This is a genomic window from Aurantibacter sp. UH7 (assembly GCF_056839165.1).
On the sequence record NZ_CM166388.1, the window covers coordinates 1,893,536 to 1,919,488 of the forward strand.

Below are 25,953 nucleotides of genomic sequence, written 5' to 3' on the forward strand. Positions count from 1 at the left end.
ACTATTATTTACAATGGATATAGGACTACTTTCTATCAGCATGAATGTATATTCAACTATGAGAATAGCAGAAGAAGCTGAGAATCGAGGTCATTATGTTGAGCAAGTGGATCACACGAAATGCGCTGTAAAATTAGGGAAAGGAACTCCTCAGATATATTTGCATGATACCAATATTTCAGATGAGTTTGATGTTATAATTCCCAGAATTGGAGCCAAAGTAACGAAGCATGGAGCAGCAATTGTAGAGCAGTTTGAAATGAATGGTGTATTTAGTTCAGCAAGTGCCTTAGGAATAAATCGGGCTAGAAATAAAGTGAGAACGCTGCAGATTATGGCTCGAAATGGTATTCCTATTCCGGATACATTATTTTCAATAAACCCAGAAAATATTGTTTCGCAATTACGATTTTTAGGTGGAGCTCCAGTAATTATAAAATTACAAGAAGGCACTCATGGTTTAGGTGTTATTTTAGCCGAAACCGAAAAATCAGCAAAATCCATTATTGACACATTTTATAAAATGGATACTAGTATTTTAATACAGAGATTTATACCAGAAAGTAACGGGGAAGATATTCGAATTTTTGTAGTTGGTGATAAAATTGTGGCTAGCATGAAACGGTTGAGTGCCGACGGTGAATTTAGGTCAAACGTTCATAGGGGTGGAGCCACAGAAAAAATTAAGCCAACGCGCGAAGAGCAATTAATTGCAATAAATGCTGTTAAACATTTAGGTCTTGGAGTTGCTGGAGTCGATTTAATTCGATCAGAGAATGGACCATTACTTATAGAAGTAAATGCTTCACCTGGTTTACAGGGTATTGAGGCAGCAACAGGCGTAAATATTGCAGAGGAAATAATTCATTTTGTTGAAAGAAATGGCCGTAAAAGAAGAAAATAAAACGATTGAAATTGGTGGTGAAAAAATTGCACCAGGTCAAGATAAATTAGTTCATATAGGTATTGATCGTTTGCCTACCGGAATGTTAATTGATATTCCAATTTATGTGTTTAATTCAAAAAAACCTGGTCCAGTAATCTTAATTCAAGCTGGCTTACATGGAGACGAAATTAACGGCATAGAAATCGTCCGCCGGATGATTCATAAGAAGTATTTTAAAATAAAAAGAGGTGCCGTAATTGCTGTACCTATCTTAAATGTATTTGGTTTTATACATTTTTCAAGAGATATGCCAGATGGGAAAGATGTAAATCGCAGCTTTCCTGGGTCTAAGTTAGGTTCAATGGCAAGTAGAATAGCATACAATTATGCCAATGCGGTATTGCCGCAAATAAATTTTGGTGTCGACCTGCATACAGGTGGTGGGCGAAGACATAATTATCCGCAAATACGATTTACTAAAGATGACAATAAAAGTGAAGATTTAGCGGCTATATTTAATGCTCCTTTTAGTTTTAGTTCAGATTTAATAAATAAATCTTTTCGTAAAGAAGCTTATAAAAGAGGTATTCCTACTATTGTATATGAATCTGGAGAAAGTATGCGATTTGACGATTTCTCGATTCAAAAAGGTGTGCGAGGTGTTTTAAATATTTTGGAGCATTTTGGTATGTTCCAACCAGAATCAGTAGATGAGCGTGATACAATTTATTTAGAAAGTAGAAAGTGGCTGCGAGCGCCTACAGCAGGTATGTTTGTTCCGAAAATACTAAACGGTACGGAAGTTACAAAAGGTCAAGTGATTGGCGTAATTGCTGATGCATTTGCGCATAAGTATAAAGAACTTAAAGCGCCACTAGATGGATATGTGTTTTGTATTAATAACCAAGCAGTCGTAAATCAAGGTGATGCACTTTTTCACTTAGGTACAACACCTTCAGATTAATATATATTTATCAGTGTCTATTCCATATCCTTTAATTGAATGGCAAGTGCTTTTGTTGAAAGTTGCACTTCTATCAAGCTTAAGACTAATGAAATCATTAAGGCTAAAAGGCTAATTCCAAATACTAAATTTGCCCAATGCGAATACTGAAGGTAAATTAAGGCCATGGTTATTACGGCGAGTAAAAAACTTGCTATGGCGGTAGCCTGCATATTCTTAATGATGGTTAATCGTTTATTCAATTTTTTAACCTGTAATCTTATAGACTCCGATTCAGTTTCTTGATATTTTTGGTGTAATTGACGTATTAGCGCTGCTATTGCTAAGTAGCGAGCATTGTAAGCTAACATAGTCAACGAAATAGCCGGAAATAGTAAAGCGGGTATGCTTAGGGTTAATTCCATTTTTAGATTTAAAGTTCTATAGAGCTAGATTTTTTAGCCGTTGGAAAATCTTCAGGAATTTCTTGGGTTACTACACCCGTGGCTGCCCATTCCGCACCGCGAAGCATTGAAGTTAAAAACCCAACACAAGCTACTGAATAATCTACATGCCCCATAATGTTATGAAAAATTCGGCCCTTGCCATAGTTTAAAACCATTAATGCGGGTTCATGTCGGCCAGTACCTTTATTTTTTGGATCGGAATAGGCAGTAGCCAATATTTCCATGTTCTCTGCTGGACCTCTTAAACTATTATACAACTCATCTTTGGTGTGCATCCAAACTTCAGGCATGCCTTTGGTGATCGGATGCTCTGAATTTCGCAACTTAATTTGATATTCACTTTGTGGGCCGTGTGCTCCTCCTTTTCCCGCCGAAGTATCTCTTATTAATTCATCAGCGTTATTATAATAAACATAAGGACCATCTTTTTCTGTGCGATCTCCCCAGCCTCCTAAGCCAATCATTTTATTATAAGCTTCCCATTTTGGGTATGAATTATCAGCGGCATGAAATACTACTAATCCACCTCCATCTGATATAAATTTTTCAAAATTTTTCTGTGTTGCTTCAGGCCATGGAGCAGCATTCCACCCGAAATTCGAAATTACCAAGTCGTATTTTGAGAAATCAGGATTAAAATCTTGATCTGCTTTGGGTTTTTCTAAAGCAATAGTAGTTGATACTCCATCAATCGGAAATTCTGAAATATACGCTTCACCTTTCCAGGTATAAGCAGAGCGAGCAACATCAACAGTAAATAAACCGGTGGCTTCCATTTGTTCTTTAAGTAAAAAGGTGATTTTAGGCCATTGGTCATGATTGTTTTGACCATCTACAATTAAAGTTTTAATGATTGCATTAGCTTCTTGAGCAATCAAATTTGTTGAAGAAATAACAAACAAAATCAGCATTAAAATTAGTACTGTCTTTTTCATTTTCAAAATTTTGGTTTTTAAATGTAGAATTTTTAAAAAGGTTTACCAACTAAGGTTTGTTCTTTATGGGTATCCAGACTTCTTCTTCTGAACTTGAATCGTTGTTTTTATACTTTTTTCCTAACACCTCGAAATGAGGCCTGTGGTCTAAATTAAAATTTGATTTCGGAAGCCATTCTCCAAAAATATACTGGGCGGTTTTGGGAAATTCAATAGCCAATCCTTTATGAATAAAAACGGCGTAAAGACCTGATTCAATATTAAATTGATTAAAACCATTAGGTATATTGTCTATCGAATTAACTTCTATCGCTGCCCATTTTATAAATTCCGTATGCGGATTGAAATCTTTAAAGTATTCGAGGTTATTATATACTTGAATTGAATATAAATCTGTTCCTATGGAATTTGAGATTAGATTTTTCTCTTTCATAAAACTATTCCATAAATCAAAAGTTTTATTATCAATTAATGACATTTTATTTGATTTTCCAATCAGTAATTTCTCTTGAAGTTTTTCAATTCGTACTTTCAAATTTATTCGATTTCAAATGTTATTTGTTTGGTTTTACCATTGCCTTTTATTTCTGCAATATAATTTCCTATTGGCAAATAAGTTTTTCCGTTTTTGGCAGCTGTAAGTTCCATCTTGTTTTTAGATTTAAAATCCTTGAGACCAATTTTAGAAAAAGCGACATCAAAAGACAAGATATTTAAACCTTTTTGGGCATTCAATTCAGTTTCACTAACCACAATATTATCTTTGGTTTTAACCAAGATATTACATAAAGTTGCATTAGAAGTGTAAAAAGAAATATCGAGTCCTGGTGTATTGGGTTCTTGCCAATTATTGGACGCACTACCCCATTCTTTACTATGAGCAATATTATCTACTTTAAAAACAATTAATTTTTCATTGAGTTTATCAAGAGTTAACTTTTGCAAAATTGCGATATCTACCTTGTATATACTTCTACCATGTGTGCCAATTATTAAATGTTTAGCTTCTGGCTGAATAACAAGATCGTGTACTGCAACATTTGGCATTCCGCTTTGAAAGACTTCCCAAGATTCACCACGGTTAAAGGAAACATACAGTCCATTATCAGTCCCAATAAATAATAGGTTTTCATTTTCAGGATCTTCCAAAATAACGTTTATTGGTGATGCAGGAATGTTGGCGGCTATGCTCTTCCATGTAATGCCATAATCATCACTGACATATACATAGGGTTTAAAATCGTCAAACCGATATCCATTTAGGCTTAAATAAACACGATCTACTTTATGTTTTGAAGCCACAATACGACTTACCCATAAGTTCGCCGAAGCTGTTGAATTTATTATATTTTTACCAATTTCATCCCAATTACCACCTCCGTCTTTTGTAATATGAATTAAACCATCATCGCTTCCAGTATATAGTAAGCCAAACTTAAATTGAGATTCTGAAATTGAAGTAAGCGTTCCATATGCTACATTACCTGTCTTACCTCCATTAGTAAGATCAGATGAAATAACTTCCCAATCGTCACCTTGGTTTAAGGATCGATGTAACTTATTTCCTCCTAGATATAAAATATCTTGATTGTGAGGCGATAGTAAAATGGGAGTTTGCCAATTGAATCGATAAGGCTCATCTCCCAACTCATGCTTCGGTTGAATATAAAATTTCTTTTTGGCTTCTTTGTTTATTCTAAAGTAATTTCCAAATTGATATCCTGTATAAACAACATTATGATTGCGACTGTCTATTTGTATGTGCATGCCATCTCCGCCTAAAATTGATTGCCAAGGGTTTTTACCAGTGGCATGCCATTTGGTATTTGTTTCTGAATTGTGCGCACCTTCCCAAACCCCATTATCTTGAAGGCCTCCATAAACATGATAGGGTTCTTGATTATCAACATTTACGGCGTAAAATTGTCCTACGGAAACAGAGTTTAATTTAGACCAATTTTCACCGTCATCGTAGGTCATATTTAAGCCGCCATCATTGCCATCTATTAAATGTCCAGCCATTTTAGGATTTACCCAAAGTGCCTGGTGATCTGCATGAACATTATCACCAGAAATACTACTAAATGTTTTTCCACCATCTGTTGATGTTACAATCGGAACACCCATAATATAAATTTTGTTTTTATCGAGTGCTGAAACACGTATTTCACCAAAATAGTACCCATAACTGTAATACATATTATCTATGTACTTGTTATTTTGTTTTTTCCAAGTAGATCCACCATCATCACTTCGGTATACTTCGGCGCCTATAACGGGAGTATCAAAAAGCATAGCATTAGCGTTTTCTAAGTACTTCGCCAAATCTGCAGGTGTAACTTCATTATTTTTTACCAACTGTTTTACATTTTGAGCGCGGTATTTTTCTTGAAAACCATTGGTTTTTAAATAGTCATTCAGGTATTTATCATCAAGCTCTAAAAATCGCTCTTTAGACATTGTCTTAAAAGATGCTTTATTAAGCTTTTTTGTTTTATTCTTAGTTTCAGTAGGTTTTTCTCGTCTAAATTGATTGTCTAGATATGCATATACTGTGTTTTCATCATAAATGGCTAAACCAATTCTCCCCACTCCATTACCGGTCGGAAAACCACTTGTAGGGGTAGAAATCAAAGTCCAAGTATTTCCAGCATCTGTGCTTTTATAAATTGACGAACCTTTACCATTACCTTTAAAATTCCAAGCTTTTCGGTCTTTTTCCCAAGCTGCAGCAAACATGATATTAAAATTATTAGGAGCTTGCGCAAGATCAATAATTCCGGTCTTTTCGTCTATATAAAGGGTTTTCTTCCATGTTTTTCCACCATCTACTGTTTTGTAAATTCCACGTTCTTCATTTGTGGAATACAGATGACCCGTTACACCAACTATTACAGTATTAGGGTCTTTTGGGTCAATTAGAATACGCCCGATATGATGCGAATCTTTCAAACCCATATTGTTCCATGTATGTCCTTTGTCAGTTGATTTTAAAATGCCAATACCCGCGTATGAAGAACGGGAAGCATTGTTTTCGCCAGTACCTACCCAAATTGTGCCATTTTGCCAATCAACTGCAATGTCACCTACATTCTGGGTTTGTGAATTGTCAAGCACGGGTACAAAAGAAGTGCCATTATTATTTGTATACCATAACCCACCAGAGGCATAGCCAACATAGAATTCCGTTGGTTTTTCAGGATTTACATCTATATCAACAACACGGCCACTCATAACCGTTGGTCCTATGTTTTTAATCGGAATGTTCTTTACTATTGAATTCTCATGCATTTGTTTTTTAGTAGCTAGAGCATTAGATATGTCATGTTCGCTAGTTGACACAATTTGCGAAAAACCAGAGTTATAGATTAAGAAAAGAAGCATTGCTACTTTAAGATTCATGTTGTAATGTCGAAAGATGTGAAACCTAATTTAAATAATTCTTTAAGGTAAGCAATAGCCTAGCTAGTGCAAAATAGAACTGATAATAACAGTCTTCAAAGTTTCAAAATGATAATTAAATACGCGATAAATTAGCGTATTTGTTAAAATTCAGTTAATTTACTGAATATTAACCAATTAAAATTTTTAAAAATGGAAGAGTATTTGCCGTTAATAATTCAACTAGTTTCCGGTGCATTAGGTGGCAACGTAGCAGGAAAATTATTAAAGAATTTGTCACTGGGTACTGTAGGTAATTCGATTGCTGGTATTCTTGGAGGCGGACTTGGAGGTTCGTTATTGGGAATGCTTGGAATCGGCGGAGCTGCAGCTGCGGGTGCAGATGGCGGATTAGATATTGCAGGCTTGCTTGGAAGCGTTGCCGGTGGTGGCGTTGGTGGCGGCGTTATAATGGCCATTGTTGGAGCCATAAAAAATGCTATGGCCAAATAGCACATTCATTAAATACCTCACCCCAACAGCAATGTTGGGGTTTTTTTATTCCCTTTTGCGAAACGCTTATATTTGAATGTTATCAATTAAAGCAATTATGAAATATTTGTTTTCAATCCTTCTAGTATCTTATGTAATGCCCAAAAAACATTTGAAATTGGGCAAATAATAACTCCTGAAGGTGAAATTTTAGTATGGTTGCATGATGAGACTCCAAAACACAAGGCTAGTTTTATTCAATTAGCAAATGATGGTTATTGGGATTCTCTAACTTTTAATCGAGTAATTCCAAATTTTGTGGCGCAAGCTGGTTGTCCAGATACTCCAGAGGGGTTCAATAATCCAGAATATTTGTTGGCTCCAGAGTTCAATAAAAAGTTAAAGCATAATTACGGAGCCTTAGGTGCTGGAAGAGATAATAATGCCGAGAAACTTTCGGCGCGCTGTCAATTCTATGTCGTACAAAATAAAAAAGGAGAACATCGCTTAGATGGTGATTATACAGTCTTCGGAAAAGTTATAAAAGGAATGGATGTAATTGACACTATTGTAAATGTTAAGCGAGATTCACTAGACGAACCCTTAATACCTATTTCATTAGATGTAAATATTATATCAATAAAAAGAAAGGAGTTAAATAAGATATATCCTGGCTATAAGAAATAAGTATTCTGTTTTGTTTTCTTAATTTTATCGATTCGAACCGATACATTATGAAATACGAATTAATCCAAAATACGCTCTTTGTAAAAAACCGTAAAAAATTTATGGCTCAAATGAAGCCAAAAAGCATTGCAGTTTTTAATTCCAACGACATATATCCTATAAGTGCAGACAGCACTTTGCCCTTTGAACAACACCGAGATATTTTTTATTTAAGTGGTGCGGATCAAGAAGAGACTATTCTAGTTTTATTTCCTGATGCAATAAATAAAAAGCATAGAGAAGTGTTATTTGTTAGAGAAACTAATGAACATATTGCAATATGGGAGGGAGCAAAGCTAACAAAAGAAAAAGCTACTGAGGTTTCGGGTATTGAAACTATTTATTGGCTTACAGATTTCGATAAAGTCTTCTTTGATTTAATGACTGAAGCGGATACTGTCTATTTTAATACAAATGAGCATTATCGCCAGGCAGTAGAAACTCAAACACGTGAGGATCGTTTTATTCAAAAGTGTAAGTTACAATTTCCAGCACATCAGTATGCTAAGAGCAATACTATTCTTCAAAATATACGTGGAGTAAAAGAGCCTGAAGAATTGGCGCTAATGCAGACGGCGTGTAATATTACTGAAAAAGGTTTTCGTCGATTGCTTGGTTTTATAGAACCTGGAGTTTGGGAATATGAAATAGAGGCTGAATTGTTACATGAGTTCATTCGTAATCGATCTAAGGGCTTTGCGTATTCTCCAATAATTGCTTCGGGTAACAATGCTAATGTATTACACTACCTCGAAAACAATCAGCAATGCAAAGACGGCGACCTTATTTTAATGGACGTAGCGGCAGAATATGCAAATTATTCAAGTGATTTAACTAGAACAGTACCTGTTAATGGAAAATTCACTGAACGCCAAGCAGCTGTTTACAATGCTGTATTACGTGTAAAAGATGAGGCGACAAAAATGTTAATACCAGGTACTATTTGGGCAGAGTACCATAAAGAATGTGGTAAAATAATGACATCAGAATTAATGGGTCTGGGATTATTGGATAAAGCGGATGTTCAAAATGAAAATGTGGATTGGCCAGCATATAAAAAATACTTCATGCACGGCACCAGTCATCACATAGGATTAAATACACATGACTACGGAGAATTAAAAACACCTATGAAAGCTAATATGGTTTTTACTGTTGAACCCGGTATATATATTCCTGATGAAAAAATGGGTGTGCGATTGGAGGATGATGTAGTGATTCAAGAAAATGGAATTCCTTTTAATTTAATGGAAAATATTCCTATTGAAGTTGATGAGATTGAGACCTTAATGCAGGCATAAAATTGTCAGGTTTTTATGTAGGCATAAAAAATGGTAAGATATTTTAGAGTAAAAAAAGATATCTATTTATAAACTTAAATACTAATAGTAGTATTTCTTCTATTTCATGCATTAATAATATGGGGTTTGCTCTATGCGCTATTCATGTTAAATAGTATCGTATTTAAAATTTTGAATCGTTAATTGAACGAAAGTCTAAATTTTAACCGTCCAAAAACACAGTTTAACTGAATACTATTCCAGTTAAAGTAACACAATTCAATTTACCGTTTCATTACATCCTATTAATTGAACAGTTTGTCGAATAAAATGTAGTTTATCGAAAAAGCGGCAATATTCAGTGGAGTAAGCCAATAAAATAAATGATATATGCGTTCTAAGAAGGTATTTTGAAATCGAATATCTAAATACATTTTAAGCAGCTAATTCAGTATCCCTAAATGCTGATTTAGTACCAAAACCTACTTAGCATGAAAAAGTTATTTTGCAGCATTTTTGGACACCATTACTCAGTCTCCAAAAAAGTTACACTGCACATCAAAGAGTACAAATGCGTTCATTGTGGTAGAGAAGTTACTACAGATGTTAGCGGTAATTTATCTACCCTGACACCGGAGCTTCAAGATATCAACCATACTTTAGAAAGTATTTACAGAAAAAGACATCAGGCTTCACAGCAAGTAGCCTAATTGTGTTATGGCAATTATAATCTTAACCTAATCGGAAAAGATTCAAGTTATATTCCTGGAAATATAAGAAAGCGCCCTTCTTCTTGACCGTCGTTCGCCCCACAACCGTCATATATGGGAAATGCCCTTAATTTTCGGGAATATTTTTTAAAGAAATCTGTAATTTATTATAGTCACTCAAGTTAATTTTATCTAGTTATTCACAACTGCTCAAAAGCAGTAAAACCTCGACCATGAAAGTCGAGGTTTTTTATTTTGAGTATTTTGAAAAAGAGATATAATACAGTCAGTCATTTTATTTATTTTTTCATCTGGCAGATCGTGACCCATATTATAAATCCATAAACTATTTGCATTTGGAATGATGCTTTCCATTTTTTTTCCATGGCTAAAGGGCATTACGGGGTCTTTTTTGCCGTGTATTATAAGTGTGGGTGTTTTCAGATTTGCTAATTTTTCTAGCCTTGATTTAGAAATTAATATAGCTTCAAAATGATGCTTTGCTGCCAATAAATTATAACCAGCTCTTTCCTTTAGGTTATAAGCAGAAACCGTTGCCATAGTTTTGATATCTATGTCTCCACTGGCTTCACCCATTAATATTCTTTTTTGAATTATTTGCCGTTTTATCTGACCTTTTTTACTCCCAAAAAAACCATGTTTAAGTACGGTACTAATCATTTTTGGTATAACCTCATTAGACATAGGGTCCAAATCTGAATCCAAAACATTTCCGGAAGACATTATTGAAGTTAGGGTGGCTGTCCTTTCAGGATGTTCTATTGCAATTATTTGGGCAATCATTCCGCCCATTGAAACACCTAAAATATTAGATTTTTGAATAGACAGAGTGTCCAGTATTGCAATAGCATCTTCCGCCATATCTGTAAGAGAGTAGGCATTTTTCTTTTTCCATTTTTCAGTAGTTGTTGAAAGACCAGTTCCTCTATGGTCAAAACGTATAACTTGATAACCAGTATCCGTAAAATTAGAAACAAAATTTGGAGGCCAGCTTAAGGCATCTTGACCATTGCCCATAATAAGTAGAACGGTTCCTTTTGTTTCAGTTTTCGGACTAATTTTTTCGTACCAAATAGAATGTCCGCCGTTTGTAGCAAAACCTGTTTCACCAGTTACAATATTAGAAGTTGGGGCCTTTAATACTTTTTTAATTAAGACTTTGTCATTTTTAGATAATTTCGGAATCGATGCACAGCTTGCTACAATAAAAGTGATTGCCAATAGCAAAATGATGGTTCTATAATTTGTGCATGGTTTCATAAGAAATTAGCGTTTAAGACTTATCAAAGGAATTCCACCCTTGAGCAGATAAAGGAATTTTAGTATTAGCTCTAGTTATTAAATGTGACCCCTCGGAAGGTTCGGTCATATGCCCGATTACGGTAAAATTAGGATTGCCTTTTATCTTGTCGAAATCATTCTGGTCTAATGTAAAAAGCAATTCATAATCTTCACCACCGCTAAGTGAAATCATTGTGCTATCCACATTAAACTCTTCGCAAGCGGCAATTACTGTTGGGTCAAGTGGAATTTTATCTTCGAATAAATTACATCCTACAGCGCTGTTCTTGCATAGGTGAAGTATTTCTGAAGATAGTCCGTCACTAATATCTATCATTGCTGTTGGTAAAACATTTAGATCATTAAGGAGCTTAACTATATCTTTTCTAGCTTCAGGTTTTAACTGTCTTTCAACAATATATGTATAGGGTTCTAAATCGGGTTGATTGTTTGGGTTCACTTTAAAGACTTCCTTTTCTCGTTCTAGAACTTGAAGTCCCATATATGCTCCACCTAAATCGCCGCTAACTACTAATAAATCATTCGGTTTTGCTTTGTCTCTATAGGTAATTTTATCTTCATCAGCTTCACCAATTGCAGTTATACTAATTAGTAAACCTGTTAATGATGAGGTTGTGTCGCCACCGATTAAATCGACACCAAATGTTTTACATGCCTGGTGAATTCCTGCATATAATTCTTCTAATGCTTCTACTGGAAATCGATTTGAAGCAGCAATTGATACCGTAATTTGAGTCGCATCAGCATTCATTGCATACACATCTGAAAGGTTTACCATTACAGATTTATAGCCAAGATGTTTTAATGGCATATAGCTTAGGTCAAAATGAACCCCTTCAACCAAAAAATCTGTAGAGATTATAGCTTTCTTTTTACCAAAGTCTAGCACAGCAGCATCATCGCCAATACCTTTTATGGTTGATTTATGTTCGATTTTAAAATGTTGAGTAAGGTGATCTATAAGTCCAAATTCACCTAATTGCTCCAATGAGGTACGTTCTTGATTTTTATCTTCTAGCATAAGGCAAAAGTAAGGAGTATATGTAAAAATATAGGCATAAAAAAACCAGAGCTTAAAGACTCTGGTTTTTATGGTACCGAATATATGTAATAAGACTATCCTACAGAATAACCTTTTCTATACTCACGTTTAACATATTTATTCGCTGGGTCGAAGTTTGTAACTCTCATATTCTGTGCATCCCATTGCAAACGTTTTCTACCGTGATACATTGATCCGCCACTCCAGAAATTTTTATTTTCAGCTTTCGGATCAATCTCGAAATATGATTTTAAAGCAATGTTGCCTATAAGTACACTTTCGGTAAAAGGTCCAGCAAAATCGAAAGAAGAACTTGTTTCTGCATTGCCATATCCGGCCATACAAGCATTAACCCATTGAACATAATGCCCTTCAGGAACACGCTTAATAGTTTGTTCAACTTCGAATTGCTCATTTAAAGTTAAAGGAAGTAATCTTGGGTTTGCACCATAACAATCGGCTAATAATTTTCCTTTGTCACCAATAAATAGTGTGCCACCATCCCAGTTACCCATTGGCTCATCATCTCCCATTTCTTCTGGTCGTTCAGCGATAAGTCCACCATCCATCCAAGTAACTTTTACATTACCCATGCCATCTGTTCTTGGGTAGTTAATGTGTATTTTACTTGAGTTAGGGAAACTCTTAGGGTAATTAGCTGTTTCAAATTTACCTTTAAATGCATCTGATACGCTGCATTCTACAGAATCTGGATATAAAATTGGTAGTATTCTAAAAGCAGGGTCCATAATATGGCAAGCCATATCACCTAATGCTCCAGTGCCAAAATCTGACCAACCTCTCCAATCAAATGGTAAGTAAGCATCATTATAATCACGGTATTCCGCAGATCCTAACCATAAATCCCAGTCAAGACCTTTCGGTATTTTATTCTTTTTTGTTGGTGTTTCTAAGGCTTGTGGCCATATTGCACGGTTCGTCCAACATTTTACAGTATGTACCTCTCCGATAATTCCAGTTTCATAAATTTCTTGCATTTTACGAACACCATCACCAGATCCACCTTGGTTACCCATTTGGGTTACTACTTTAAATTTTACGGCAGCTTCGGTTAGCATTCTAGCCTCCCAAATATCATGTGTTAAAGGTTTTTGGACATAAACATGTTTGCCCATTTCCATTGCTTTATATGTTGCAACGGCATGATTATGATCCGGAGTTGAAACGGAAACAGCATCAATATTGTCTTTTTCCTTGTCAAGCATTGTTCTAAAGTCTTTGTAGTAACTAGCTTTAGGGAAATTTTTTCTCGACTCTACGGCTTGTCTATCATCAACATCACACATGGCTATTATTCGAGCATTTGGACTTTCGGTAAAAGAAGTCATATCACTTCGTCCTTTTCCTCCTGCACCAATACTAGCAATATTTAAAGTGTCGCTAGGTGCAACAAATCCAGGACCACCTAGAACATGTCTCGGCACAATCATAAATCCGGCAGACGCCAAACCGGTATTTTTAAGAAATTTTCGGCGCGAATCACTTTTCAATTTGTTAAGTTTTTTACTCATTTTACGATATAATTAGTTGATTAAATCAATAAAGATCAAGGTAAATTAATATTTCGAATTCTCCCAATTGCTAAAATAACATATACATCTTAAACTTATTTGTACTATTTACTATTATTGTGATGATATCTTAACAATAGAAACAACATAACTGCAATTATGGAAAAGCCTATCTTTATATATCAAAAGAAATATTCTTGCTATGAAAAAATTTCTGCTGTTTATATTATTCGTTGGTTTGATTGTAGCCTGTTCGAATAGTGATGATCTCAACTTAGATTCAGAGAATGATATAGATGTTCTTCCAATAGAGCAAACGGGTAATGTGCCTTGTGAAAGTGGACTTGCAGGTGTATACCCGTGCGATGGATATAATCAAATTGGAAATATTACTCTTGCCAATTTTAGTGCTAATTCTGGTAATGATTGTTGGGGATGGACAGACCCAGAAACTGGTAAAGAATATGCTTTAATGGGGCTAGATAATGGAACCGGTTTTGTAGATATTTCGGATGATGAAAATTTAATTTATTTAGGGAAACTTCCAACAGCTACGGTTTCAAGTTCTTGGCACGATATTAAAGTGTATCAAAATCATGCTTTTATTGTTTCAGAGGCTAGAGATCATGGAATGCAGGTTTTTGATTTAACACAATTAAGAAATGTTACAAGTCCTCCTCAAACATTTAGTGCAGATGTGCGCTATACCGAATTTGGCAATGCTCATAATATTGTGATTAATGAGGAAACGGGTTATGCTTATGCTGTTGGTACAACAACCTTTAGTGGGGGTGGTCATTTTGTAAATATTCAAAATCCTAAAGTTCCAATTGCTTCTGGGGGTCATGCTGCAAATGGATATACACACGATGCTCAGGTAATTAGTTATAATGGACCGGATTCCGACTATACTGGAAAAGAGATTTACTTAGGCGCTAATGAAGATCAAGTGGCAATAATTGATGTTACTGATAAATCAAATCCTCAAGAAATTAGTACAATTACGTATGATAATTTCAGTTATACACATCAGGGTTGGTTTACAGAAGATCAACGTTATTTTATTCTTGGAGATGAAACAGATGAAACAAATTTTGGTTTTAACTCAAGAACTTTAATTTTTGACTTTTCCGATTTAGATAATCCTTTTTTGCATGATACTTATTTAGGCCCCACAGCGGCTATAGACCACAATGGATATGTAGTAGGAAATCAATTCTTTCTAGCCAATTACACTGCCGGTATGCGCGTGCTAGATATTTCAAATATTGAAAGTAAAAATATATCGGAGATTGGATTTTTTGACACCCATCCAAAGACCGATAAGGCAGATTTTAATGGGGTTTGGAGTGTTTATCCTTATTTTTCGAGTGGTAAGATTTTAATAAGTGATATAAATCGAGGTTTATTCGTTGTTAAGAAATCTATTTGATGAAAAAACTTATTTTCTTCTTATTGCTACTGTCGCTGTCCTGCTCAGAAGATTCGAAAATCGATAGACTTGATGCTGATAATATCCCATATTTTTATGGTGAAATAGATTGGATTAAGAGTTATGGAGGATCTGGGTCAGATACCCCTAGATCAATCATAAAAACAAATGATGGAGGTTATGCTATTTTAGGTTTTACAAATAGTATAGACGGTGATATTTCAGATAAGACAAATCCAGTTGTAGATTATTGGTTGTTAAAATTAAATGCTGAAGGTGGGTTAGAATGGAGTAAAACCTATGGCGGAAGTGGAGAAGATATTGGACAAAGTATGCTGCAAACCAGTGATGGCGGTTATGCTTTAACAGGTTATGCACAAAGTGCCGATGGTGATGGAAGCAATAATGAAGGTTATCATGACAATTGGATAATTCGTGTTAATAGTCAGGGTGTTATTCTTTGGGAAAAAAGTTTTGGTTTTTCTGGTCACGATCATTCTTATGATATTATTGAAACAACCGATGGCGGTTTATTTTTTGCGGGATTTTTAGATATTACGGCGGCTCGTGAAGATGGTTTTGCCGAGAAGGGCGAGCTCTTAACAAGACATGGGGTAGGCGAATTTTGGGGAACCAAACTAGACGTAGACGGGAATGTAGAATGGCGTAAATACTTTGGAGGAACGAATAATGATAGAGCATACGGTGTGGTAAATTCAAATGATGGTGGGTTTGTTTTGGCCGGATTTACAGAAAGCACCGATTACGATGTTTCTATAAATAGAGGGAGTTACGATTTTTGGATTGTTAAAGTGGATCAAGAGGGCGAGTTTGTATGGGAGAAGGCATATGGAGGAAGTGGTATTGATCGAGCTTATGACATTGTAAATACTTCAGATGGTGGTTATGCAATTACTGGGCATACCTTAAGTGATGATTTAGATGTAAGTAAGAATAACGGAGAATCCGATATTTGGCTTATTAAAATTGATGATAATGGTGCGCTTCTTTGGGAAAATTCTTTTGGGGGCTCTGGTTTTGAACTAGCAGAAGAGCTATGTGAAACCAATGATGGTGGATTAATGATTGTTGGAAATTCTAAAAGTACGAATGGAGATCTTTTGGAAAATAAAGGAGAGAATGATATTTGGGTTATAAGAACAGATGCTAATGGTCAGTTAGAATGGCAAAAAACAATGGGCGGATCGGACTTAGATTATGGTTACGACATTATCGAAAATGATGATGATAGCATAATGGTTGTTGGAGAAATCTTGAGTCAAAATTTCTCTGAAGTTGTAAATAAAGGTGGGACAGATGCTGTACTAATTAAAATAAATTAGGTGTCTTAATCTTTAGAGATAATGTAATTAGTGTAATAGGTATTAATACCCAACTTTTTCAAAAATTCCTTGGTTTTATCCTTCAAACTTTTTCTACTCATAGATATATCATAATCAAACTCCCAATTTTTATTTTCTATCAATTTAGCAATTACCTCGGGGTGGGTTCCTTTAAAGCGATCAATAGCATTTACAAAATGTTCATATTCAAATTTAATTGACGTTTCCTCAAAATCTTTGGGTTTGCCAAATTCACCTTCGTAAAGCGAGTAAAAATTAGTTTGTTTTCTTTTTAAGGCTTCGGGTTCACGTGTCCATCCATAATGATATATGTAAGCGTCAATTGGCTTTACCCTTAATTTCTCATTGTCGTTTTTTCTAAACCCTTGTGCATCGCCATGAGAATAGAAGTTAGAATTGTTTTTTACGACACGTATTTCATGCGAATACCAATTCGATGAAGTAGCCACGTAATCATAAGATCCATAAAAATGTAGGTAGTTGAATAAGAGTCCGTCGACGCCTTTGTTGTTTTTGTATTTAAGCATGCCAGCTTTAATGTTGTCCAAATATTTTTCATGAACAACTTCATCGCCTTGAATGTAAAATGCCCAATCGATGTCTTTTGAGATATGTTCAAAAGCTTTATTAGTTTCAGCGGCTAAAACATGAACTTCATTTTTCGGATTCTCATCCCATACAGTTTGAATAATTCTAATCTTAGGCTCATTCATTCCCTGTATTAATTCTAATGTTCCGTCTTCACAATCTCCAATTGCAATTACAAATTCATCGCAAATTGGTAAAATTGATCGAATTGCCTCAACAATTGGATATTGATATAAAACTGCATTTTTAACAAAAGAAAATCCCGCTATTTTCATCGAAATAGAATAATATTTAGAATGTCAAAAGTACTTAAGTTTAGGCTATTATGCAGTAGTAGAACTATGCCTTTATTGTTTGCCTGTTTAATAGGGTTGTTCGGACTGTTTTATTATTTAATTTTAATATAGAGAAAACCTATAATAACATACAATATAATAATGTAAGTATATGCGGTAAAACCCTACTAATAAACTATATTTGTAAGCTATTTAGAATCATAACAGATAATGATACAAGTTTCAGAAACAGCGAAAAACAGAGTGGTAAGTCTCATGACCGAAGGTGGTTATGATGCTGCAAAAGACTATGTGCGTGTAGGTGTAAAAAGTGGAGGTTGCAGTGGTTTGTCATACGAATTGGATTTTGACAGAGAGATGAATGAAACCGACAAAGTTTTTGAAGACAACGACGTGCGCATTGTAGTAGATAAAAAAAGCTTTCTTTATTTGGTAGGAACTACGCTAGAATATTCTGGTGGTCTTAACGGTAAGGGCTTTGTATTTAATAATCCGAATGCACAACGAACTTGTGGATGTGGAGAGAGTTTTTCATTATAAATTGTTGATTATCTGTTGTTAATCAGCGTATTGAAAATTTATGGCATATACAGAAGAGGAATTAAAAAAAGAATTAGAAACCAAAGAATATGAGTATGGTTTCTATACTGATATTGAGTCAGATACCTTGCCAAAGGGACTCAATGAAGATATAGTTATTGCTATTTCTAAAAAGAAAGAAGAGCCAGAATGGATGACTGAATGGCGTTTGGAAGCTTTTAGGATTTGGGAAAAAATGGAAGAGCCAGAATGGGCTAATGTCAAATATGAGAAACCAGATTTTCAAGCTATCAGCTATTATTCAGCTCCTAAGTCGGCAGACCCTAATAAATCTTTAGATGATGTAGATCCAGATTTGTTGGAAATGTATCGAAAATTAGGAATTTCTGTTGATGAGCAAAAAAGGTTACAAAATGTAGCCGTTGATATTGTAGTAGATTCAGTTTCTGTTGCCACCACATTTAAAAAGACTTTAGCAGAAAAAGGAATAATCTTTATGCCAATTTCGGAAGCAATTAAGGAGCATCCTGAATTGGTTAAAAAATATATGGGGACGGTAGTGCCAAAAACTGATAATTTTTATGCGGCCTTAAATTCAGCTGTTTTCACTGACGGGTCATTTTGTTATATTCCAAAGGGCGTTAAATGTCCGATGGAATTATCTACTTATTTCCGAATTAACGAAGGTGGAACAGGTCAGTTTGAGCGCACATTGGTTATTGCAGATGAAAATAGTTATGTAAGTTATTTAGAAGGCTGTACAGCGCCTTCTAGAGATGAAAATCAGTTGCACGCGGCTGTAGTTGAGCTTATTGCGCTTGATGATGCAGAGATTAAATACTCAACGGTACAAAACTGGTTTCCTGGAGATAAAACTGGAAAAGGTGGCGTTTATAACTTCGTTACTAAACGTGGAATTTGCGAGAAAAATGCAAAAATATCATGGACGCAAGTTGAAACTGGATCTGCTGTTACATGGAAATATCCTTCATGTATTTTAAAAGGTGACAATTCAATTGGCGAATTTTACTCAATTGCCGTAACTAATAATTATCAGCAAGCAGATACAGGTACTAAAATGATACACCTTGGTAAGAATACCAGAAGTACCATTATTTCAAAAGGAATATCCGCAGGAAAATCACAAAATAGCTATCGCGGATTAGTGCAAGTTAATAGTAGGGCTGATAATGCTAGAAATTTTTCGCAATGCGATTCTTTATTGATGGGTAATGAATGTGGTGCACATACTTTCCCGTACATCGAAGTAAAGAATAAAACGGCGCAAGTTGAGCACGAAGCTACGACGAGTAAGATTGGTGAAGACCAAATTTTCTATTGCAATCAAAGAGGGATAAATACTGAAAAAGCAATTGCTTTAATCGTAAATGGTTTTAGTAAAGAAGTGTTGAATAAATTACCAATGGAATTTGCAGTTGAAGCGCAAAAACTGTTAGAAATTAGTTTAGAGGGTTCTGTAGGTTAGGAAATTGAGAATAATGAAAAAGTACTTTTTAATAGTATTAGTAGCTGTGTTAACATTTTCCTGCAAGGAAGCTAAAAAGGAAAATACCGATGCTACAACTTCAGAAGCTGCTGTTAAGCCTGAGGTAAAATTATACACTTTTAGTGGGGGTACTGTATTTGTAAATAATCTTGAAGTTTTCTCGCAAGACAAAGCTTATGAGGGGCAAACGAAGGAGTTTTCAGATGCTTTTTATGTAATAGAACATCCGAAAGGCAAATTAATGTGGGATGCCGGATTACCAGAGATGTTAGTAGGGCAGCCAGATTTTACAGATCCAAGTGGCACTTTTACGGTCTCTAGAAAAGATTCATTACTAAATCAGTTAAGTTCAATAAATATGTCTGTTGATGATATAGATTTTATTGCACTATCGCATACGCACTTCGATCATAGTGGGCATGCAAATGTGCTAAAGAATTCAACATGGTTAGTACAAGAATCAGAATATGATTTTATAACTAGTGACGAGAGTCAAAAGAATAATGCAGATAATTATAATGCAATAAAAGAATTAAACAATGTCCAAAAGCTGAAGGGCGATTTTGATGTGTTTGGTGATGGTTCTGTAGTTATAAAGTCAATGCCAGGACACACCCCAGGCCATCAAGTTTTATTTCTTGATTTGGCAAAAAATGGACCGACATTGTTAAGTGGAGATTTGTATCATATGTATGAAAGTAGGGAAAATAAACGTGTTCCTGTTTTTAACTCAGATGTGGATCAGACGCTGAAAAGTATGGATGCTTTTGAAGCCTTAGCAAAAGAAAAAAATGCTGAGGTCTATTTACAGCACCAAAAAGAAGATTTTGAAAAAATGCCAGTAGCGCCAAAATATTTAAATTAAAGTAAGATGTTGAAAATTAATGACTTGCATGCAAGTATTGAGGATAAAGAAATATTAAGAGGTATAAACCTTACTGTTAATGCAGGTGAAGTACATGCTATAATGGGGCCAAATGGTTCAGGTAAAAGTACGTTAGCTTCTGTAATTGCAGGAAAAGAAGAATTTGAGGTCACTCAAGGTTCAGTACTCTTAGATGGCGAAGATCTTGAAGATGATGCTCCTGAAGAAAGAGCTCATAAAGGTATTTTCCTTTCGTTTCAATATCCTGTTGAAATTCCAGGTGTATCCGTTACTAATTTCATGAAAACGGCAATAAATGAATCTAGAAAAGCTAGAGGATTAGCAGACATGCCTGCAAATGAAATGTTGAAACTTATCCGTGAGAAATCAGAATTACTAGAAATTGACCGTAAATTCTTATCACGTTCGTTGAATGAAGGTTTTTCTGGAGGTGAGAAAAAACGAAATGAGATTTTTCAAATGGCGATGTTAGAACCTAAACTAGCTATTTTAGATGAAACGGATTCTGGTTTAGATATTGATGCACTTCGTATTGTTGCAAATGGTGTAAACAAGTTGAAAAGTAAAGACAACGCAGTAATTGTGATTACGCATTACCAACGTTTACTTGAATATATCGTTCCAGACTTTGTACATGTATTACACAACGGAAAAATTGTGAAGTCTGGTGGTAAAGAACTGGCACACGAACTTGAAGAAAAAGGCTACGATTGGTTGAAACAAGAAGCTGCGGTTTAAAAAGTATGAAGTGAAAAAGTAATGAGTGAAGATTGCTTATTACCTAAAACTAATTACTTAATACTTAAAAAAAATGGATTTAAAAGAGAAGTTGATATCGTCCTTTATGGCGTTCGAGAATAATGTTGATGTAGAGCATCCAGTACATGACATACGTTCTAATGCAATAAAGAATTTTGAGGAAAAAGGGTTTCCATCTAAAAAGAATGAAGCTTGGAAGTATACTTCACTAAATAGTTTGCAAAAAGTAGATTTTAGTATTTTTCCGAAGGAAGAAAACAAAATTGAATATAACGATGTCAAGAAATATTTTATTCATGAGATAGACACCTATAAAATTGTGTTTATCGATGGTATTTATAGCTCTTATTTGTCTGAAACCACTCATGACGGCGTAGATATTTGCTTAATGAGTTCGGCATTAACAAAGCCGATGTACAAGCCAGTTATTGATGTATATTTTAATCAGGTGGCAGCTAAAGATGATTCATTAACATCATTGAATACGGCATTTAGTAAAGAGGGAGCTTTTATTTACATCCCAAAAAATAAAATGCCAAAGAAACCTGTTGAAATTGTACATTTTGCTACGGGTAATGAAGCAACTTTAATGTTGCAACCTCGAAACTTAATTATAGTTGAAGAAAATGCAGAATTACAGGTAATAGAAAGACATCAAAGCCTTACTTCTAACGAGGTTTTAACCAATTCAGTTACCGAGATATTTGCAGCGAAAAATGCAATTATTGATTACTATAAAGTGCAGAACAATGTTAGTACTGCCTCAATGATTGATAATACATATATAGATCAAAAAGATAAAAGCGTAGTAAAAGTGCATACGTTTTCGTTTGGAGGAAAATTAACACGTAACAATCTAAACTTTTATCAAAATGGTGAGTATATAGACTCAACGATGAAAGGTGTTACGATTTTAGGTGAAAAGCAGCATGTAGATCACCATACTTTGGTACATCATATTGAACCTAATTGTGAAAGTCATCAAGATTATAAAGGAATTTATGGAGAGCAATCAACTGGGGTGTTCAACGGAAAGATTATTGTGGATAAGATTGCACAGAAAACTAATGCTTTTCAAAAGAACAACAATATTCTAATAAGTGATAAAGCAACCATCAATTCCAAGCCTCAGTTAGAAATTTTTGCAGATGACGTAAAGTGTTCACATGGGTGTACAATTGGTCAATTAGATGAAGATGCGCTATTCTATTTGCAGTCTAGAGGTATTCCAGTGAAAGAAGCTAGAGCACTATTAATGTATGCTTTTGCCAATAACGTACTTGAAAGTGTACGTATTCCTGAATTAAAAGCTAGAATTAATAAGTTGATTGCCAAAAAATTAGGTGTAAATCTTGGATTTGATATTTAAAAATAGCAACTATAAAGGCATGTTTTTAAACGCTTTTTTGGTGTTTATTTTATTGAATATTATTCCGAAAGAAATTGGTGCTCAAGAGACTCGATTTGGTGTAAAAGGTGGTTTAAATTATTCTTCAATAGTTGGTGATTTAACCAATGGAATGAAGTTTAGACTCTCCGGTCATGGTGGCGTTTATCTGGAAGTAGACTTTTCTAACAAGTTCGCATTAAGACCAGAATTACTGTATTCTTCACAGGGATTTCAATTTAGTACCGATTTAAATGCCATTGAAAATCAGGGTGGTGGTGGAGATCAAAATGATTACCGAACTAACGTACAATTGAATTTTTTAACGGTACCCATTTTGGGGAAATTTGAAATGAATGATAAGTATTGGATCGAATTTGGACCCCAATTTGGATTTCTATTAAATCAAATAACTAAAAATAAAAATCTAGATGAATTGGATGGTGCGAATGCCACATCTAAAAGTAAAATTTCTGGTGATTTTCAATTAGATTATGGAGCAGCTGTCGGAGTCGGTTTTGTTTTAAGCGACCAACTTTCTATAACACCGCGGTTTTATATGGGTCTTCGTAATCGTCTTAATGGTTTAGGTGATAATATTCAGAATTATAACGCCTCCATACAGCTTTCAGTAAATTATTTATTTCGATGAAGTCTTAATTCACTAGCAGTATTGAAAGCGATAATAGTAGTATTTCACATAATTTTCACTGCTTAGTAAGTATCTTTACATTTCAAAAATTTGGCTATGTTTAATGTGCAAAAAATTCGAAAAGATTTCCCTATTCTATCAAGAGAGGTGAATAATAAGCCACTGGTTTATTTTGATAATGCAGCTACATCTCAGACGCCCATACAGGTAATTAATTGTATTGTAGATTATTACTCTAACTACAATGCAAACATACATAGAGGGGTACATTCATTGTCACAAGAGGCAACTGACAAATACGAACATGCAAGACAAAAAATTCAGAAGCATTTTAACGCAGCTAAGGCTAGTGAAATCATTTTTACATCAGGTACCACACATGCAATAAATTTGGTGGCGAATGGTTTTTCATCGCTCTTGAAAATGGGAGATGAAATAATTGTCTCGGCGATGGAGCATCATTCAAATATAGTGCCTTGGCAAATGTTATGTGAAAGAACGGGAGCTATTCTCAAGGTTATTCCGATGAATCAAGAAGGTGAATTGTTGCTAGATGTATATCAAAATTTACTTTCAGAAAAAACAAAATTGGTGTTTTGTAACCATGTGTCAAATGCGCTAGGTACAGTAAACCCTATTGAAGAAATTATCGAAAAGGCCCATAAAGTAGGAGCAGCAGTATTAATAGATGGAGCGCAAGCAGCTCCACATTTAGTAGCAGATGTTCAGGGTTTAAATGTTGATTTTTATACGGTTTCAGCGCATAAGGTTTGTGGGCCTACTGGTGTGGGAATTCTATATGGTAAAGAAGATTGGTTGAAAAGATTACCTCCCTATCAAGGAGGAGGTGAAATGATTACGGAAGTAACTTTTGAGAAAACTACATATGCAGAACTTCCACATAAATTTGAAGCAGGTACGCCTAATATTTGTGGTGGAATTGCTTTTGGTGCAGCTTTGGATTATATGAACGCTATAGGCTTCGATGCCATTGCAGCGTATGAGCATGAATTATTACAATACGCTACAGAGAAACTTTTAACAATAGATGGGTTGAAAATTTACGGAACAGCTAAGAATAAAACGGGAGTAATTTCTTTTAATATAGAAGGTTTGCACCCTTACGATATTGGTTCCATTTTAGATAAACTCGGAATTGCTGTACGTACAGGTCACCATTGTGCGCAGCCAATCATGGATTTCTATAAAATTCCAGGTACAGTTAGAGCTAGTTTTAGTTTTTATAACACTAAGGAAGAGGTAGATATCTTGGTTGAAGGTGTCAAAAGAGCCAAAAACATGTTACAGTAGCCAATTGTTATGATTACCTTAAAGAATTGATTGCCACTTATTCTTATTGTATTTTTGTTGAAAATTAATGCATGAAGATTAAAGAAATTCAGGAAGAAATTATTGATGAGTTTGCTATGTTCGAAGATTGGATGCAGCGCTATGAATATATGATAGAATTGGGTAAATCATTACCTCTTATTGACGAGCAATATAAAACAGATGATTATATAATTAAAGGCTGTCAAAGTAAAGTTTGGGTACATGCTAAACTTGATGGTGATAAATTGATTTTTACAGCAGATAGTGATGCAATAATTACTAAAGGTATAATCGCAATTTTAATTCGTACTTATAGCAATCAAACTCCTCAAGACATTATTGATGCAGATACAGCATTTATCGATGAAATTGGTCTTAAAGAACATTTATCACCAACTAGAGCAAATGGATTGGTAAGTATGATTAAGCAGATTAAATTGTATGCTATTGCTTACCAAACACAGTTAAATTAATATGGCATTTAAGTTATTGTCTTTTTTAGCGTCTATTTAGATGTATGCACTAACTTAATAGTAAAATAATAAAGAAAGATGAGCGAAGAAACTACAACCGTTGATACAGAAGAATTAGGAGAGAAGATAGTGCGGGTGCTCAAAACCATTTACGACCCAGAGATACCTGTAGATGTTTATGAATTAGGGTTAATTTATGATGTATTGGTTAATGAAGATAATGAGGTTAAAATTTTAATGACCCTAACTTCGCCAAACTGTCCGGTTGCGGAATCGCTGCCTGCAGAAGTTGAAGAGAAAGTGAAGTCCTTAGATTTGGTTAATGATGCTCATGTTGAGATAACTTTTGATCCACCTTGGACTCAGGAATTAATGAGCGAAGAAGCAAAGCTTGAGCTAGGTTTTCTTTAAATAAATTAAAATTCTCTCTTTAGAATGGCTGAAGAAATAATTAATCGCGTTGCGCAAAGTAAGCTTATCACTTTTAATCTTGAAGATTATTATGTTGAGGGTAAGAGGATGCAGCTAGATATTAAAGACTGGTTGTATGAGGGTGTTATTGTCAAAGAAAAGGAGTTTCGTAACTATATTTTGGAACATAATTGGGAACAATATGAAGAAGCTTTTGTTGCTTTATATTGTTCTAGTGATGCCATAGTGCCTGGTTGGGCTTTCATGTTAGTAACTGCATATATTCAGCCTTTTGCTAATAAAGTTGTGCAGGGTGATTTAGAATCATTAGAAGATTCAATATATCAAGAAGAACTACAAAATCTTGATTTTTCAAAATATAAAGACAAACTAGTTATTATTAAAGGATGCAGTAATAAGCCTGTTCCTGCAAATGCTTATATACAAGCCACAATGTTGCTAAGGCCAGTTGCTAAATCAATAATGTATGGAGAAGCGTGCTCAGCAGTGCCGCTATTCAAGAGAAAATAGATGTTTTTTGTTTCAGAATAAGTGACTATTTGTATTTTTGTGTGTCATAACTATAAACAAAGAAAACTAAACATTTTA

26 protein-coding genes are annotated in these 25,953 nt (G+C 34.7%); 18 read left to right on the plus strand and 8 right to left on the minus strand.

Features of this window, described 5'->3' with window-relative positions; genetic code table 11:
• Window positions 1–13: 13 nt before the first annotated feature.
• Both UH7x_RS08005 and UH7x_RS08010 read left to right on the plus strand, forming a co-directional pair.
• Window positions 14–904 (plus strand): ATP-grasp domain-containing protein, encoded by an 891-nt coding sequence (locus tag UH7x_RS08005; RefSeq protein WP_482363204.1) that lies wholly within the window; start codon window positions 14–16, stop codon window positions 902–904.
• Complete coding sequence (locus tag UH7x_RS08010) at window positions 870–1,850, plus strand: succinylglutamate desuccinylase/aspartoacylase family protein (protein WP_482363205.1); 981 nt, start codon at window positions 870–872, stop codon at window positions 1,848–1,850. Before UH7x_RS08005 ends, UH7x_RS08010 begins: the two co-directional genes overlap by 35 nt.
• A gap of 17 nt (window positions 1,851–1,867) precedes the next feature.
• Here UH7x_RS08010 and UH7x_RS08015 read toward each other — a convergent pair whose 3' ends face one another.
• The 4 genes from UH7x_RS08015 to UH7x_RS08030 are packed head-to-tail and all read right to left on the minus strand — an operon-like array spanning window position 1,868 to window position 6,633.
• The gene (locus UH7x_RS08015; RefSeq protein ID WP_482363206.1) at window positions 1,868–2,254 is read right to left on the minus strand and encodes a DUF2721 domain-containing protein; all 387 of its coding nucleotides are present in this window, start codon (window positions 2,252–2,254) and stop codon (window positions 1,868–1,870) included.
• Window positions 2,255–2,262: 8 nt separating this feature from the next.
• Window positions 2,263–3,231: a ThuA domain-containing protein gene (locus tag UH7x_RS08020; protein ID WP_482363207.1), complete on the minus strand. Its 969-nt coding sequence runs from the start codon at window positions 3,229–3,231 to the stop codon at window positions 2,263–2,265.
• 49 nt (window positions 3,232–3,280) lie between these two features.
• Window positions 3,281–3,766, minus strand: a complete 486-nt coding sequence (locus UH7x_RS08025; RefSeq protein WP_482363208.1) for a GyrI-like domain-containing protein — start codon at window positions 3,764–3,766, stop codon at window positions 3,281–3,283.
• 2 nt (window positions 3,767–3,768) lie between these two features.
• Window positions 3,769–6,633: a VPS10 domain-containing protein gene (locus UH7x_RS08030; RefSeq protein WP_482363209.1), complete on the minus strand. Its 2,865-nt coding sequence runs from the start codon at window positions 6,631–6,633 to the stop codon at window positions 3,769–3,771.
• A gap of 192 nt (window positions 6,634–6,825) precedes the next feature.
• On the opposite strand from UH7x_RS08030, the gene UH7x_RS08035 reads away from it, so the two are divergent.
• The 4 genes from UH7x_RS08035 (at window position 6,826) to UH7x_RS08050 (ending at window position 9,820) form a co-directional block, all read left to right on the plus strand.
• Window positions 6,826–7,125 carry a hypothetical protein gene (locus UH7x_RS08035; RefSeq protein WP_482363210.1) on the plus strand — a complete coding sequence of 100 codons (300 nt, stop codon included), beginning with the start codon at window positions 6,826–6,828 and terminating at the stop codon, window positions 7,123–7,125.
• 168 nt (window positions 7,126–7,293) lie between these two features.
• Window positions 7,294–7,791, plus strand: coding sequence for a peptidylprolyl isomerase (locus UH7x_RS08040; RefSeq protein ID WP_482363589.1), 498 nt, complete (start codon window positions 7,294–7,296; stop codon window positions 7,789–7,791).
• 47 nt (window positions 7,792–7,838) lie between these two features.
• Window positions 7,839–9,131 (plus strand): aminopeptidase P family protein, encoded by a 1,293-nt coding sequence (locus UH7x_RS08045; protein ID WP_482363211.1) that lies wholly within the window; start codon window positions 7,839–7,841, stop codon window positions 9,129–9,131.
• Between the two features lie 470 nt (window positions 9,132–9,601).
• Window positions 9,602–9,820: a hypothetical protein gene (locus tag UH7x_RS08050; protein ID WP_153756119.1), complete on the plus strand. Its 219-nt coding sequence runs from the start codon at window positions 9,602–9,604 to the stop codon at window positions 9,818–9,820.
• 210 nt (window positions 9,821–10,030) lie between these two features.
• Here UH7x_RS08050 and UH7x_RS08055 read toward each other — a convergent pair whose 3' ends face one another.
• The 3 genes from UH7x_RS08055 to UH7x_RS08065 all read right to left on the minus strand — a co-directional run bounded on the left by UH7x_RS08055 (window position 10,031) and on the right by UH7x_RS08065 (window position 13,717).
• The gene (locus UH7x_RS08055) at window positions 10,031–11,101 is read right to left on the minus strand and encodes an alpha/beta fold hydrolase (RefSeq protein ID WP_482363212.1); all 1,071 of its coding nucleotides are present in this window, start codon (window positions 11,099–11,101) and stop codon (window positions 10,031–10,033) included.
• Window positions 11,102–11,114: 13 nt separating this feature from the next.
• Window positions 11,115–12,164, minus strand: coding sequence for a thiamine-phosphate kinase (gene thiL, locus UH7x_RS08060; RefSeq protein WP_482363213.1), 1,050 nt, complete (start codon window positions 12,162–12,164; stop codon window positions 11,115–11,117).
• A 95-nt stretch (window positions 12,165–12,259) separates the two neighbouring features.
• Window positions 12,260–13,717 (minus strand): Gfo/Idh/MocA family protein, encoded by a 1,458-nt coding sequence (locus tag UH7x_RS08065; RefSeq protein ID WP_482363214.1) that lies wholly within the window; start codon window positions 13,715–13,717, stop codon window positions 12,260–12,262.
• Window positions 13,718–13,919: 202 nt separating this feature from the next.
• Between UH7x_RS08065 and UH7x_RS08070 the strand changes: the two genes are divergently transcribed.
• Both UH7x_RS08070 and UH7x_RS08075 read left to right on the plus strand, forming a co-directional pair.
• The gene (locus UH7x_RS08070; RefSeq protein ID WP_482363215.1) at window positions 13,920–15,149 is read left to right on the plus strand and encodes a choice-of-anchor B family protein; all 1,230 of its coding nucleotides are present in this window, start codon (window positions 13,920–13,922) and stop codon (window positions 15,147–15,149) included.
• Window positions 15,149–16,492, plus strand: coding sequence for a hypothetical protein (locus tag UH7x_RS08075; protein WP_482363216.1), 1,344 nt, complete (start codon window positions 15,149–15,151; stop codon window positions 16,490–16,492). The genes UH7x_RS08070 and UH7x_RS08075 overlap by 1 nt, the downstream gene beginning before the upstream one ends.
• Before the next feature lie 5 nt (window positions 16,493–16,497).
• On the opposite strand, the gene UH7x_RS08080 is transcribed toward UH7x_RS08075, so the two are convergent.
• Window positions 16,498–17,376, minus strand: coding sequence for a glycosyltransferase family protein (locus UH7x_RS08080; protein ID WP_482363217.1), 879 nt, complete (start codon window positions 17,374–17,376; stop codon window positions 16,498–16,500).
• A gap of 231 nt (window positions 17,377–17,607) precedes the next feature.
• Between UH7x_RS08080 and UH7x_RS08085 the strand changes: the two genes are divergently transcribed.
• The 10 genes from UH7x_RS08085 to UH7x_RS08130 all read left to right on the plus strand — a co-directional run bounded on the left by UH7x_RS08085 (window position 17,608) and on the right by UH7x_RS08130 (window position 25,875).
• A complete protein-coding gene (locus UH7x_RS08085) occupies window positions 17,608–17,937 on the plus strand; it encodes a HesB/IscA family protein (RefSeq protein ID WP_482363218.1) in 330 nt (109 codons plus the stop codon).
• Window positions 17,938–17,977: 40 nt separating this feature from the next.
• A complete protein-coding gene (gene sufB, locus UH7x_RS08090; protein ID WP_482363219.1) occupies window positions 17,978–19,423 on the plus strand; it encodes a Fe-S cluster assembly protein SufB in 1,446 nt (481 codons plus the stop codon).
• A 13-nt stretch (window positions 19,424–19,436) separates the two neighbouring features.
• On the plus strand, window positions 19,437–20,309 hold the full coding sequence (locus UH7x_RS08095) for an N-acyl homoserine lactonase family protein (RefSeq protein WP_482363220.1): 873 nt from the start codon (window positions 19,437–19,439) through the stop codon (window positions 20,307–20,309).
• Window positions 20,310–20,315: 6 nt separating this feature from the next.
• Window positions 20,316–21,068: a Fe-S cluster assembly ATPase SufC gene (gene sufC / locus UH7x_RS08100; RefSeq protein ID WP_482363221.1), complete on the plus strand. Its 753-nt coding sequence runs from the start codon at window positions 20,316–20,318 to the stop codon at window positions 21,066–21,068.
• A 73-nt stretch (window positions 21,069–21,141) separates the two neighbouring features.
• Window positions 21,142–22,458, plus strand: a complete 1,317-nt coding sequence (gene sufD / locus UH7x_RS08105; protein WP_482363222.1) for a Fe-S cluster assembly protein SufD — start codon at window positions 21,142–21,144, stop codon at window positions 22,456–22,458.
• 19 nt (window positions 22,459–22,477) lie between these two features.
• Window positions 22,478–23,128: a porin family protein gene (locus UH7x_RS08110; protein ID WP_482363223.1), complete on the plus strand. Its 651-nt coding sequence runs from the start codon at window positions 22,478–22,480 to the stop codon at window positions 23,126–23,128.
• A 96-nt stretch (window positions 23,129–23,224) separates the two neighbouring features.
• Window positions 23,225–24,439, plus strand: coding sequence for an aminotransferase class V-fold PLP-dependent enzyme (locus UH7x_RS08115; protein WP_482363224.1), 1,215 nt, complete (start codon window positions 23,225–23,227; stop codon window positions 24,437–24,439).
• Window positions 24,440–24,510: 71 nt separating this feature from the next.
• Entirely contained in the window at window positions 24,511–24,933 is a 423-nt protein-coding gene (locus tag UH7x_RS08120; protein ID WP_482363225.1) for a SufE family protein, read from the plus strand.
• A gap of 78 nt (window positions 24,934–25,011) precedes the next feature.
• On the plus strand, window positions 25,012–25,344 hold the full coding sequence (locus UH7x_RS08125) for a DUF59 domain-containing protein (protein WP_348151482.1): 333 nt from the start codon (window positions 25,012–25,014) through the stop codon (window positions 25,342–25,344).
• Between the two features lie 24 nt (window positions 25,345–25,368).
• Entirely contained in the window at window positions 25,369–25,875 is a 507-nt protein-coding gene (locus UH7x_RS08130) for a DUF2480 family protein (RefSeq protein ID WP_482363226.1), read from the plus strand.
• Window positions 25,876–25,953: the final 78 nt, after the last annotated feature.